This is a genomic window from Micromonospora sp. NBRC 110038, assembly GCF_020884815.1.
Lineage (GTDB): Bacteria > Actinomycetota > Actinomycetes > Mycobacteriales > Micromonosporaceae > Micromonospora > Micromonospora haikouensis.
Map to the genome: position 1 here is coordinate 355,281 of NZ_BBOL01000001.1, position 12,303 is coordinate 367,583.

At 72.8% G+C, this 12,303-nt stretch carries 11 protein-coding genes and 1 other RNA gene; 9 read left to right on the forward strand and 3 right to left on the reverse strand.

Annotated features, from left to right (window positions below):
- Positions 1-9: 9 nt before the first annotated feature.
- A complete protein-coding gene (locus LPU61_RS01550) occupies positions 10-1,068 on the reverse strand; it encodes a hypothetical protein (RefSeq protein WP_043962075.1) in 1,059 nt (352 codons plus the stop codon).
- Between the two features lie 310 nt (positions 1,069-1,378).
- Between LPU61_RS01550 and pruA the strand changes: the two genes are divergently transcribed.
- The 8 genes from pruA to LPU61_RS01590 all read left to right on the forward strand — a co-directional run bounded on the left by pruA (position 1,379) and on the right by LPU61_RS01590 (position 8,926).
- Positions 1,379-3,007: an L-glutamate gamma-semialdehyde dehydrogenase gene (gene pruA, locus LPU61_RS01555; protein ID WP_229403852.1), complete on the forward strand. Its 1,629-nt coding sequence runs from the start codon at positions 1,379-1,381 to the stop codon at positions 3,005-3,007.
- 186 nt (positions 3,008-3,193) lie between these two features.
- Positions 3,194-3,709: a PadR family transcriptional regulator gene (locus tag LPU61_RS01560; RefSeq protein WP_043964044.1), complete on the forward strand. Its 516-nt coding sequence runs from the start codon at positions 3,194-3,196 to the stop codon at positions 3,707-3,709.
- Between the two features lie 146 nt (positions 3,710-3,855).
- Complete coding sequence (gene prfB, locus LPU61_RS01565; protein WP_043962077.1) at positions 3,856-4,977, forward strand: peptide chain release factor 2; 1,122 nt, start codon at positions 3,856-3,858, stop codon at positions 4,975-4,977.
- 118 nt (positions 4,978-5,095) lie between these two features.
- Positions 5,096-5,776, forward strand: coding sequence for a cell division ATP-binding protein FtsE (gene ftsE / locus LPU61_RS01570; RefSeq protein ID WP_043962078.1), 681 nt, complete (start codon positions 5,096-5,098; stop codon positions 5,774-5,776).
- Positions 5,777-5,843: 67 nt separating this feature from the next.
- Positions 5,844-6,719, forward strand: coding sequence for a permease-like cell division protein FtsX (gene ftsX, locus LPU61_RS01575; RefSeq protein WP_043962079.1), 876 nt, complete (start codon positions 5,844-5,846; stop codon positions 6,717-6,719).
- 148 nt (positions 6,720-6,867) lie between these two features.
- A complete protein-coding gene (gene smpB, locus LPU61_RS01580; RefSeq protein WP_229403853.1) occupies positions 6,868-7,347 on the forward strand; it encodes an SsrA-binding protein SmpB in 480 nt (159 codons plus the stop codon).
- Positions 7,348-7,452: 105 nt separating this feature from the next.
- Positions 7,453-7,828, forward strand: a transfer-messenger RNA (tmRNA) gene (gene ssrA / locus LPU61_RS01585).
- A gap of 84 nt (positions 7,829-7,912) precedes the next feature.
- Positions 7,913-8,926 carry a hypothetical protein gene (locus LPU61_RS01590; protein WP_229403854.1) on the forward strand — a complete coding sequence of 338 codons (1,014 nt, stop codon included), beginning with the start codon at positions 7,913-7,915 and terminating at the stop codon, positions 8,924-8,926.
- Positions 8,927-8,980: 54 nt separating this feature from the next.
- Here the strand turns inward: LPU61_RS01590 and mdlC are convergent, their stop codons facing one another.
- Positions 8,981-10,576 carry a benzoylformate decarboxylase gene (gene mdlC, locus LPU61_RS01595; RefSeq protein ID WP_043962082.1) on the reverse strand — a complete coding sequence of 532 codons (1,596 nt, stop codon included), beginning with the start codon at positions 10,574-10,576 and terminating at the stop codon, positions 8,981-8,983.
- A 65-nt stretch (positions 10,577-10,641) separates the two neighbouring features.
- The gene (locus tag LPU61_RS01600; RefSeq protein ID WP_229403855.1) at positions 10,642-11,445 is read right to left on the reverse strand and encodes an S-methyl-5'-thioadenosine phosphorylase; all 804 of its coding nucleotides are present in this window, start codon (positions 11,443-11,445) and stop codon (positions 10,642-10,644) included.
- 239 nt (positions 11,446-11,684) lie between these two features.
- On the opposite strand from LPU61_RS01600, the gene LPU61_RS01605 reads away from it, so the two are divergent.
- Entirely contained in the window at positions 11,685-12,275 is a 591-nt protein-coding gene (locus tag LPU61_RS01605) for a YqgE/AlgH family protein (protein ID WP_043964045.1), read from the forward strand.
- Positions 12,276-12,303 lie beyond the last annotated feature (28 nt).

A 12,303-nucleotide genomic window follows, 5' to 3' on the forward strand; every position in this document is an offset into this window, starting at 1 on the left:
GCGCACCCCTCAGCGGTCGGCGCTCGCCTCCACGGCCTCCGCCTCGTCGTCCTCCCCGGCGGCCTCGTCGTCGGGCGTCGGGCCGAGGGTGCGGCCGAAGGCGATCAGCGCGGTGAGCGCGCCGACGAAGAGCACCCAGATGCCGTTGTCGATCCGGGAGGTGCCCAGCGAGGTCTGCGCGACGGAGTCCGCCTCGCTCAGCGCGCCGGCCAGGTCGAGCAGGGACCGCCCGCCGATCCGGATGACGACCTCGGCGAGCAGCAGGAGCAGGCCGGGACCGGCCCCGGCCAGCAGGTAGCCGGGCCAGCGGACGTCGCCCGCCGCCGGGTCGCGCCGCCGGGCGCGGCGCCGGGCCCAGGTCAGGTACGCGAAGGCGAGCAGCCCCGCCAGCAGGCCGGCGAGCAGCGACTCCGTCCGCGACACCCACTTGGCGGCGGTGACCAGGGACTCCTGGGTGTCGCCCGCCCCGAACAGGTCGAACAGGGGATCCCGGGCCCGGCTGAACGCCACCACGAACACCAGCGCCCCGAGCGCGGCGGCGACCACCGCCCCGGCCACCCGGGCGTTGCCGGCGCCGGCCACCGCGCCGCCGATGGTCGCCGCCGCCGCGGCGGTGCCCGCGATGACGTTGGTGGTCGCGTTGTCGAAGTAGGTCAGGTTGATCACCACCGCGGCGGCGAGCCCGACGAGCAGGCCGGCGCCCGTGGCGACGACGAACCGCAGGGTGGCCCGGTCCACGCCGCGCCGGGCCAGCAGGTTCGTCACCGCCAGGGCGACCGCCGCGCCGGCCACCAGCGCGGCCGAGATCACCCCGGGCAGCGCGAACGCGGAGAGGCTGATCGCGGTGACGCCCGCCTGGGCGGAGGTGATCGCCGCCCGGGTCGACCAGAGCATCGCCGCCAGCCAGCCGACCGCCAGCAGCGCGAGCACGGCCGCCCCGGGGGCGCGGGCGATCGGGCCCCCGGTGGCCTGGAGAGGCTCGGCCGCCGGCTCCCGCTCGGCGGCCGGGTCGGTCTCCACCGGCTGGTCCGGCTCCTCGGCCGTGGAGCTGCCGGGCTGGTTGCTCATCGTCTCCCCTTCGACGGGCGCCCGGGCCCGCGCCGGCGCTGCCGGGACGCGGCGGGCTGGTCACCGGCCATCCAGGGTACGCGCCGGGCCCGCCGCCGGGCCGGGGCCATGCTGGCGGGGAGGGCTGGCGGGCCTACGGCCGGGCCTGCCGGCGGGCCGCCCAGGGCGGGGCAGCGGCCGACCCGTGGAAGAATCGGCGCAGGTCCCGCCGCCGCGACCGGTACACCGCGCGGTGCCCGGCGTCCGGTCACCCGGCCGGCCGCCCGCGGGTCCGGTTTCGCCACCGCTGTCGAGATCGCCAGGAGCGCTGATGGACGCCGTGTTCTCCGTACCCGAGCCGCACAACGAGCCGGTCCGCACCTACGAGCCGGGCGGCCCCGACCGGGAACGGCTCCAGCGGAGGCTGGCCGAGCTGGCCGCCGAGCGGATCGACCTGCCGATGACCATCGCCGGCGAGCAGCGGATGGCCGGCGGCGACCCGATCGACGTCGTCCAGCCGCACCGGCACGCGCACGTGCTCGGCGTCACCGGCCACGCCACCCACGACGACGCCCGCGCCGCCGTCGCCGCCGCGAAGGCCGCCGCCCCGATGTGGCGGGCGCTGCCGTTCGCCGAGCGCGCGGCGATCTTCCTGCGGGCCGCCGAGCTGCTCGCCGGCCCCTGGCGGGACACCCTCAACGCGGCCACGATGCTCGGCCAGTCGAAGACCGCCGTCCAGGCCGAGATCGACTCGGCGTGCGAGCTGATCGACTTCCTCCGGTTCAACGTGTTCTTCGCCCGGGGCCTGCTGGAGGAGCAGCCGCTGTCCTCGCCAGGGGTGTGGAACCGGTTCGACCACCGTCCCCTGGAGGGCTTCGTCTACGCGGTCACCCCGTTCAACTTCACCGCCATCGCCGGCAACCTGCCCTCCGCGCCGGCCCTGCTCGGCAACACGGTGGTCTGGAAGCCGGGCCCGACCCAGCAGTTCGCCGCGCACTTCACCATGCGGCTGTTCGAGGCGGCCGGCCTGCCGCCCGGCGTGATCAACATGGTCACCGGGCGGGGCGAGGAGGTCTCCGACGTGGTGCTCGCCGACCCGGACCTGGCCGGCATCCACTTCACCGGCTCCACGAAGGTCTTCCAGCACCTGTGGCGCACCGTCGGCGAGAACATCCACCGCTACCGGGGCTACCCCCGCCTGGTCGGCGAGACCGGCGGCAAGGACTTCGTGGTGGCGCACGCCAGCGCCGACGTCGACGCGCTGCACACCGCGCTGATCCGGGGCGCGTACGAGTACCAGGGCCAGAAGTGCTCGGCCGCGTCGCGGGCGTACGTGCCCCGGTCGCTGTGGGAGGGCGGGCTGCGGGACCGGCTGGCCGCCACCGCCGACTCGCTGACCTACGGCGACGTCACCGACTTCACCAACTTCGGCGGGGCGGTGATCGACGCGAGGGCGTTCGACCGGCACACCGCCGCGCTGGAGCTGATCTCCGGCGACCCCTCCTGCACCGTGCTGGCCGGCGGCACCGCCGACGACTCGGTCGGGTGGTTCGTCCGGCCCACCCTGTTCGAGTGCTCCGACGCCGCGCACGAGACGTTCACCACCGAATACTTCGGGCCGATCCTCGGCGTGCACGTCTTCGACGACGCCCGCTTCGACGACGTGGTGGCGCAGGCCGAGTCGATCGCCCCGTACGCGCTGACCGGGTCGATCTTCGCCACCGACCGCCGGGTGGTCGACGCGGTGGCCGAGAAGATGCGGTACGCGGCCGGCAACTTCTACATCAACGACAAGCCGACCGGCGCGGTGGTCGGGCAGCAGCCCTTCGGCGGCGCCCGCGCCAGCGGCACCAACGACAAGGCCGGCTCCTGGCACAACCTGGTGCGCTGGATGTCCCCCCGGACGATCAAGGAGACCTTCGTCCCCCCGACGGACCACACCTACCCCCACATGGGCTGAGCGTGAGGAAGGGCCCCCTGTCGACGCCTTCCGTCGTACGGGGGGCCTTCCCGACCGCCCCGGCGCGCGTCAGGTCACCGTCCCTTAACGGACTGTCGCCGGCCGACAGTGCACATTGGAAGCCGTCCGGGTGGCGAAAGTGGCAAATCCTGGACGCCGGGTCGGCAAAGTGGCAGCGTAATGGGCATGGCGGATTCCGGAGTGAACCCCACGGCGGCGGCCCTCCTCGGGCTGCTCCACGAGGGTCCCATGACAGGCGGTCAGCTGATGGCCGCCGCCGAGCGCAAGCTCGCCCCGTACTGGTCGATGACCCGCAGCCAGGTCTACCGGGAGCTACCGGTGCTGGCCGAGCGTGGTCTGGTGCGGCTGGGCAAGCCCGGCCCCCGCTCCAGCCAGCCGTACGCGATCACCGCGGCCGGGAAGCGGATGTTCTCCCGGTGGCTCGCCGAGGACCCGGGGCGGGACACCATCCGCAACCCGATCGCCCTGCGGATCGCCTTCGGCAGCCTGCACTCGGCCAACCAGCTGCGCAACCTGCAGGCCTCTGCCAACGAATATCACACCGAGGCCCTCGCCCGGGTGCGGGAACAGGTGAAGAACGCCAAGAAGGAGGGCGACAACTTCGACGCCAGCGCGCTGGAGTTCGCCGTCGCCTACCACAAGGCCGCCCTGTCCTGGCTGAAGACCGCCCCGGTCGGCTGACGGCGTCGACCGCGCGGCCCGCCACCCCGCCACCGGGCCGCGCGGTCGGTCTCCAGGCTGCTCCCCGCCCGCACCGGGGAGAGTTTTGGCTCGTGACCGCGGGGCTGGCAAGCCCACCCGGGGCCACCGCAGTACGCTTGTCAGTCGTGACCGCTGCCGATTACGCCGAACAGCTCAAGGAACTCGACGCCACCCTGCGCAACATCGAGGCCGTGCTCAACATCGACCGGCTGCACGAGGACAAGGCCAGGCTCGAGGAGCAGGCCTCCGCGCCGGACCTGTGGGACGACCAGGCCAAGGCACAGCAGGTGACCTCCCAGCTGTCCTACGTCAACGGCGAGATCAACAAGCTGGGCAGCCTGCGCTCCCGGCTCGACGACGCCCGGGTGCTGCTGGAGCTGGCCGAGGCCGAGGACGACCCCGGCGTGCTCGCCGAGGTGGAGACCGAGATCGGGGCGCTCACCAAGAGCATCCAGGACATGGAGGTCCGCACCCTGCTCTCCGGCGAGTACGACTCGCGGGAGGCGCTGGTGGCGATCCGGGCCGGCGCGGGCGGCGTGGACGCGGCCGACTTCGCGGAGATGCTGCTGCGGATGTACCTGCGCTGGGCCGAGCGGCACGGCTACCCGACCGAGGTCTACGAGACCTCGTACGCCGAGGAGGCGGGCCTGAAGTCCGCGACGTTCGCGGTCAAGGTCCCGTACGCCTACGGCACCCTCAGCGTGGAGTCGGGCACCCACCGCCTCGTGCGGATCAGCCCGTTCGACAACCAGGGCCGCCGGCAGACCAGCTTCGCCGGCGTGGAGGTCCTGCCGGTCACCGAGCAGACCGACCACATCGACATCCCCGAGAACGAGGTGCGGGTCGACGTCTACCGCTCCTCCGGCCCGGGCGGGCAGAGCGTCAACACCACCGACTCGGCCGTGCGGCTCACCCACATCCCGACCGGCATCGTGGTCACCTGCCAGAACGAGAAGTCCCAGCTGCAGAACAAGGCGTCCGCGCTGCGGGTGCTCCAAGCCCGGCTGCTGGAGCGCAAGCGGCAGGAGGAGCAGGCCAAGCTGGACGGCCTGAAGACCGACGCCGCCGGCTCGTGGGGCGACCAGATGCGGTCGTACGTGCTGCACCCGTATCAGATGGTGAAGGATCTCAGAACCGAGCAGGAGACGGGCAATCCGAGCGCGGTCTTCGACGGTGAGCTGGACAGCTTCATCGAGGCCGGCATCCGCTGGCGCAAGCAGCGTCAGCTCTCCAGCGACGCTGCGTGATCACCCGTGGGCGGAGCGCGTCGTCGATCTCCCGCTAACCGGGCGTTTTGACGACGCGCCCCGCATCACGGGGGCGCGGGGCTTGGCTCATCGATTACACCGCGTAGACTCACCACCCGTGATTCAGCTTGAGCAAGTGACGAAGACGTACCCGAAGGCGTCCCGGCCTTCGCTCGACAACGTGTCCGTCTCGATCGAGAAGGGCGAGTTCGTCTTCTTCATCGGCCCATCCGGCTCCGGCAAGTCCACCATCATCAAGCTGCTGCTGCACGAGGTGACCCCGAACAAGGGGCGCGTCATCGTGAACAGCAAGGACGTGACCTCGATGCGGTCGTGGAAGCGCCCCCACTTCCGGCGTTCCATCGGCTGTGTCTTCCAGGACTTCCGGCTGCTGCCGAACCGCACCGCGTACGAGAACGTGGCGTTCGCCCTTGAGGTGATCGGCAAGACCAAGGCGGTCGCCCGCCGGGTCGTGCCCGAGGTGCTGGAGCTGGTCGGGCTCGGTGGCAAGGAGCACCGCTACCCGCACGAGCTCTCCGGTGGTGAGCAGCAGCGGGTGGCCGTGGCGCGGGCGTTCGTGAACCGCCCGCTGATCCTGCTCGCGGACGAGCCGACCGGAAACCTCGACCCGGACACGTCCATCGAGATCATGCGCCTGCTGGACCGGATCAACCGCACCGGTACGACGGTCGTGATGGTCACGCACGACTCGAACATCGTGAACCAGATGCGCCGCCGGGTCGTCGAGATCGAGAGCGGCCGCATCGTGCGTGACCAGGCCCGCGGCGTCTACGGGTGAGCCGGCGCTCCACCCCTGTGCAGCCTGACGACGAACACCTCACGCCGGAGACCCGGAGGAATTCCCGATGCGCGTGAAATACGTCCTGTCCGAGGTACTGGTCGGACTGTGGCGCAACGTCACCATGACCATCGCGATGATCATCACGTTGGCCGTGTCGTTGACCATGCTCGGTGTCAGTGGCCTGGTGTACAGCAAGGTCGACGACATGAAGGACCTGTACTACAAGAACATCCAGGTCTCGATCTTCCTGAAGAGCGACGTCACCGACCAGCAGCGCACCGACCTGGAGACGAAGCTCAAGAGTGACTCCCTGGTGAAGGAGGTCCTCTACGTCAACAAGGACGAGGCGTACAAGCGCTTCCAGGAGATGTACCAGGACGCGCCGGACCTGGTCACCGCCGTGAAGCCGGACCAGCTGCCGGAGTCGTTCCGGCTCACGCTGGTCAACCCCGAGCAGTACAAGAGCATCTACGACCAGTACAAGGACACCGAGGGCGTCGACGAGATCGTCGACCAGAGCCGGTTGCTGGACAAGATCTTCGACCTCTTCACCGCCGGCCAGAACATCGCCCTGGCCGGGGCGATCGCGATGGCCATCGCCGCCCTGCTGCTGGTCGCCAACACCATCCAGGTGGCCGCGTACAGCAAGCGGCGCGAGGTGGCGGTCATGAAGCTGGTCGGCGCGTCCAACTGGTTCATCCAGGCGCCGTTCGTCCTGGAGGCCGTGGTCGCCGGTCTGATCGGCTCGTTCCTCGGCCTGGGCGCGTTGATCGCCTTGAAGTTCTTCCTGTTCGACGGCTCCCTGAGCGCGCTGCAGGGCCTGTTCTCCCCGGTGACCTGGAGCGACATCTTCCTGATGTTCCCGATCATGGCGGGCGTCGGCGCGCTGGTCAGCGCCGTCACCGGCTGGGTTACCCTCCGGTTCTACCTGCGCGTCTAGTCGCCTACCGGGTCTGCCGGCGACAGCCGAGGGCCCCCCGGCGCGGAATAATCCGCGCCGGGGGGCCCTTGTCGTTCGGGTAGCATGATCTCCGCTTCCGGCCCGCCGTCCGGGCCGGGGCGGGTATCGCACGAGGGGAGGGGCACCGATGCCACGGGAGAAGGGGCGCAAGGTCGTCGCCTCCAACAAGAAGGCGCGGCACGACTACGCCATCCTCGACACGTACGAGGCGGGCATGTCGCTGACCGGCACCGAGGTGAAGTCGCTGCGGGCGGGGCGGGCGTCGCTGGTCGACGCGTTCGCCCAGGAGCGCAACGGCGAGCTGTTCCTGCACGGCATGCACATCCCGGAGTACACGCAGGGCACCTGGACCAACCACGAGCCCCGGCGCACCCGGAAGCTGCTGCTCAAGCGGCTGGAGATCGACCGCCTGATCGGCAAGACCCGCGAGGGCGGCCTCACCATGGTCCCGTTGCAGGTCTACTTCTCCGACGGCTGGGCCAAGGTGGAGATCGCCCTGGCCAAGGGCAAGAAGTCGTACGACAAGCGCCAGGACCTGGCCAAGCGGGACGCGGAACGGGAGATCGCCCGGGCCGCGGGGCGGCGCGGCAAGGGCATGGACGACTGATACGTCCCGTTTGTCCGTCTCGGCGCGCCGGGGCGGGGCTCGGGGATGAATCCCGTTGCGGCAGGCGTTAGTCTTGGTGGTGCCGCCACACCGGCGGCCCGTCGAGGGGGTGACTGGTTTCGACTTCGTACGTTGCGGCAGGGGAAGCGAGCCGAGGAAGCCGACGTCGTCTCGAGAATCGGTCGTCGGAAACCAATAAGCGCCAAGAACAATCGCGCTGACTTCGCTCTCGCCGCCTGAGGCGAGTAGCTAAGTCTGTCGGCCTGGGAACGCCTTCGGCCCAGTAGCCGGCATCAGCTAGAAGGCTGGCCAACCGGACCCGGTCGCGGGGTCCGTGCGGCGAGATCAATCAGCGACTGGGCCCGTCACACCAACTTGCTCGCGTGAGCGGTGGGGCCGAGTAGAGGCATAGCGAGCTGCGCTCGGAGAAGCCCTGACAAACCGGCGAAGGACCCGGGTTCGATTCCCGGCACCTCCACCACCTGGCGATGCGCCCCGGCCACCCGGCCGGGGCGCATCGTCGTATCACGGGGAACCGCAGCCCGGGCGGGCGCGTCGTAGCGGTATGCGTCGTGTTCTCGCCCTGGTGGGGCTGCCCCTGTTGGTCGTCGCGGCCGGCTGCGCGCCGGCCGGTTCCGAGCCGTCCACCGGCGGCGGCCCCGCCGGCAGCGCCGACCAGCGCTTCGCGGAGTTCGGGCAGCGGGCCGACGAGGTCGCCGGGGCGTGGCGGCCGGGTGCTGCCTGGACCGGCGGCTACCTGCCGCTGCAGGAGCCCACCGTGCTGCTCGGCGACCCCGGCTTCAGCGCCGACACCGAGCAGGCGTTCCGCAACGGCTGGTACCGCGAGCAGATCGAGGTGCCCACCGCCCGGCCGGCCGACGGCGCGATCCGCTTCCCCGACGGGACGCTCACCGTGAAGCTGCTCAGCGCCGCCGAGGCGTACCGGCAGCTCGACCAGGGGGACCCGCCGCCGTGCGAGGGGCGGCCGAGGGGCCCCGGCCGGCCGGCGAAGCCCGGCTCCGGCCCGGTCGTGGAGCCGGGACCCGACGGCCCGACCGTCGGGGAGGGGCCGTACGGCCACAGCGTCGGCCCGAACGACCCGGTCAGCAGCGCGCCGTCGTCGGCCTGCGTGCCGCTCACCGTCACCGCCGTGACGCTCGGCACCGCGCCGGTGCGCACGAGCCGGGGCGAGGCGCAGGTGCCGGCGTGGCTGTTCACCGTCGACGAGTTGACCACGAAGGTGGCCCGGCTCGCCGTCGCCGAGCCCGCCGCCCCGCCCGATCCGGTCGCGCCGACGGGCCGGGCACCCGAAGGGGTGGTCAGCGCGCAGGACCTGCGGTCCGTCGACGGGGCGAAGCTGACCTGGCGGGTCGGCGTGGGCGCCTGCGACACCGGGATCACCCCGCTCGTGCAGGAACGCGACGACGTGGTGGTGGTCGGCGGCGGGGTCGTCCGCGGCACCGGCATGTGCGTCGACCTGCTCAAGCTGGAGCCGGTCACCGCCACCCTGAAGGCCCCGCTGGGCAACCGGCCGGTGCTCGACGTGGTCACCGGCGCGCCGCTGGTCCTGCGCCCCTGAGCGCGGGCCCGAGGATGCGGGCGGCCCCGAGGTGCAGCGCGGCCCCGAGGGCGCTCAGAGCAGCTTCGGGACCTCGGTGCTGATCGGCACCGGCAGCACGGTGGGCCGGTCCGCCGCCAGGGCCGCGCCCAACGCGTCGCCCAGCCCGTCCAGCTCCTCGACGACCGTGGCGGCGCAGCCGTACCCCCGGGCCACGGCGACGACGTCGAGGCCGGGCAGGTCCAGGCCGGGCACCCCGGGGGTGTGCTTCAGCTCGGCGAACGCCTTGAGGATCGCGTACTGCTGGTTGACCGGGACCACGACGGCCAGCGGCAGGCGCAGCCGCGCGGCCGTCCACAGCGCCTGCACGGAATAGTGGAACGACCCGTCGCCGATCACCGCGACCACCGGCCGGCCCCGCCCGGTGTCCCGCTCGGCCAGCGCGATCCCGACCGCCGCCGGCAGCCCGAACCCGAGGCCGCCGCTGGCCATCGTGAAGTACGACCCGGGGCGGGTGATCCTCAGCCGACGGCGCAGCGCGGCCAGGTTGGACGGTGACTCCTGCACGAGCACCCCGTCGGGCGGCCAGTGCCGGGCCAGGGCGGCGAACAGCGCGTCCGGGCTCACCGGCGGGCCCGGGTCGGGCGGCCCCGGGTCCGGCCGGGGCGGCGGGGGCGGGCGGTCGGCCGCCGGGAGCAGCTCGACCAGGGCGGCCAGGGCCAGGCCCGGGTCGGCGAGCAGGCCGTCGCCGACCGGGGCGCGGGCCGTCTCGTCGGGGTCGTCGGTGACGTGCAGCAGGCGGGTGCCGGCGGGCAGGTAGTCGCCCGGCACGTGCGGGTAGTAGCGGAACACGGGCGCGCCGACCACCAGCACCGTGTCGTGGCCGGCCAGCGCCTCGGCCAGGGGCCCGATCGCGTACGGCAGCACGCCCCGGTAGTGCGGATGGTCCTCGGGGAACGGGGTCCGCTCGGGGGCGGGCGCGGCCCAGACCGGGGCGGCCAGCCGCTCCGCCAGCGCCACCGCCGCCGGCCACGCCCCGGCCCGGTCGACCGCCCCGCCGAGCACCAGCGCGGGGCTGCGGCTGGCGGCCACCTGGGCGGCGAACTCCCGCAGCCGGGCCGGGTCGGGCGCGTACCGGGTGGCCACGGTGCGCACCTCGGGCGGCCCGTCCGCCGGCCGGGCCCAGTCGTCCAGCGGCAGGGAAAGGAAGACCGGGCCGGCGGGCGGCTGCACCGCCGTGGCGTACGCCCGCATGAACGCCGCCGGGATGTCCTGCGCGCGGGCCGGCTCGTGGCTCCACTTGACGTACGGCTGGGTCAGCTCGGCCGCCCGGGGGCTGGCCAGCCGGGGCTCCAGCAGCAGCATCTCCCGGCTCTGCTGACCGGCCGAGACGATCAGCGGCGTCTTGTTGTGCCAGGCGGTGACGAGGTTGCCCATGCCGTTGCCGGTGCCCGGCGCGGTGTGCAGGTTGACGTGGGCGGGGCGGCCGGTGGCCTGGGCGTACCCGTCGGCCATGGCGACGGCGGACGCCTCGTGCAGGGCGTGGACGTACCGGAAGTCGGCGGGGAAGTCCTGGAGGAAGGGCTCCTCCGTCGAGCCGGGGTTGCCGAACACGGTGGTCATGCCCAGCGCCCGCAGCAGCTCGTACGTCGTCTCGCGGACCGTTGCCACCCGCCGAATCTATCGGGAAAAGCCCCACCTACCTGGCGATTCGCCCTCCCGTGAGCCCGGTGGGCTCAGGGCAGGGCGAAGGGCAGCTTGATCCCGTCCAGCGCCTGCCCGCACGGGCAGTCCCGCCCGGCCGGCAGGGCGGCGACGGCATCCAGCAGCACCCCGCGCAGCCGGTCGGTGTTCTCGGCGAAGACCCGGAAGACCTCCTCCTGGGTGACCGACTCGCCCGCCTCCACCCCCGCGTCGAGGTCGGTGACCAGCGCGATCGGGGTGTAGCACAGGGCCAGCTCGCGGGCGAGCACCGCCTCCGGGTGCCCGGTCATGTTGACCACCGCCCCGCCGATCGCGGTGAACCAGCGCGACTCCGCCCGGGTGGAGAAGCGCGGCCCCTCCACGACCACCATCGTCCCGCCGTCGACGGCCGGCACGCCGCGGCCCGCCGCCGCGTCCAGCAGCGTCCGGCGCCCCACCGGGCAGTACGGGTCGCCGAAGGCCACGTGCACCGCGCCCCGGTCGTAGTAGGTCTGCACCCGCCCGCTGGTGCGGTCGATCAACTGGTCCGGCACCACGAACGTGCCCGGCCCCAGCTCGGGGCGGAGCCCGCCGACCGCGCACGGGGCGAGGACCTGCCGCACCCCGAGCGCCCGCAACGCCCACAGGTTCGCCCGGTACGGGATCAGGTGCGGCGGGTGCCGGTGGTCGCGCCCGTGCCGGGGCAGGAACGCCACCCGCCGGTCGCCCACCTCGGCGATCGTGACCGGGTCCGAGGGCTCGCCGTACGGCGTCTGGACCCGGTGCTCGGTCGCGCCCTCCAACAGGGCGTAGAGCCCCGAACCGCCGATGACCGCGATGTCCGCCGTCGGACCCATCGTCGCCCCCTTCGATCCCACTCGATCACCCACCGGTCAGACCTTAGCCAGCGCCCCGGGCGCAGGCTATGGTGCCAGGCATGGCGTTGACAGCACGGATGAGCCCGGCGTCCCGTGCCGACCGGGTCGGGCAGGCCACCCCCCATGCCGGCCACGACGTCGGTTCCGCCCGGCCCGGCGGCGTCGTCGTCCCGGGGTGCCTTCTCCGCGTCCCGGCGCGCGGCTGACGGATGTCCGACATGCAGGGAGAGGACCAGGCGATCGGCGGGCGGGCGATGGACTCGATGACCGGACGGCTGCTGGTCGCGACCCCCACGCTCAAGGACCCGAACTTCGACCGCACGGTGGTGCTGCTCGTAGCCCACGAGCCGGGCGGCGCGCTCGGCGTGGTGCTCAACCGGGCCACGGAGGTGCCGGTCGCCGACGTCCTCGGCGACTGGAGCGACCTGGCGCGGGAGCCGGCGGTGCTGTTCGAGGGCGGTCCCGTCCAACCCGACTCGGCCATCTGCCTGGCCCGGATGCGCAACCCCGTCAAGCGGCTGCGGGGCTTCCACCAGGTCTCCGGCGCGGTGGGCACGATCGACCTCTCCGTGGACCCGGAGCGGATGCGGGAGAGCATCGGCGGCATCCGGGTCTTCGCCGGCTACTCGGGCTGGGGCGCGGGCCAGTTGGAGCAGGAGATCGAGGACGGGTCCTGGTTCGTCCTGGACGCGCTGCCCGGCGACGCGTTCGTCGACCGCCCCGACGACCTGTGGCCGATGGTGCTGCGTCGGCAGGGCGGGATGATGGCCGCCGTCGCCCACTTCCCGCCCGACGTGGCGCTCAACTGACGCGCGCGGGGGAGGGGCCCCGCGAGAT

What these genes read in the sequence shown, in the direction of transcription:
- LPU61_RS01550 (WP_043962075.1), bottom strand. Translation starts at nt 1,068, where the DNA reads ATGAGCAACCAGCCCGGCAGCTCCACGGCCGAGGAGCCGGACCAGCCG.
- pruA (WP_229403852.1), top strand. Translation starts at nt 1,379, where the DNA reads ATGGACGCCGTGTTCTCCGTACCCGAGCCGCACAACGAGCCGGTCCGC.
- LPU61_RS01560 (WP_043964044.1), top strand. Translation starts at nt 3,194, where the DNA reads ATGGCGGATTCCGGAGTGAACCCCACGGCGGCGGCCCTCCTCGGGCTG.
- ftsX (WP_043962079.1), top strand. Translation starts at nt 5,844, where the DNA reads ATGCGCGTGAAATACGTCCTGTCCGAGGTACTGGTCGGACTGTGGCGC.
- smpB (WP_229403853.1), top strand. Translation starts at nt 6,868, where the DNA reads ATGCCACGGGAGAAGGGGCGCAAGGTCGTCGCCTCCAACAAGAAGGCG.
- LPU61_RS01590 (WP_229403854.1), top strand. Translation starts at nt 7,913, where the DNA reads ATGCGTCGTGTTCTCGCCCTGGTGGGGCTGCCCCTGTTGGTCGTCGCG.
- LPU61_RS01600 (WP_229403855.1), bottom strand. Translation starts at nt 11,445, where the DNA reads ATGGGTCCGACGGCGGACATCGCGGTCATCGGCGGTTCGGGGCTCTAC.
- LPU61_RS01605 (WP_043964045.1), top strand. Translation starts at nt 11,685, where the DNA reads ATGCAGGGAGAGGACCAGGCGATCGGCGGGCGGGCGATGGACTCGATG.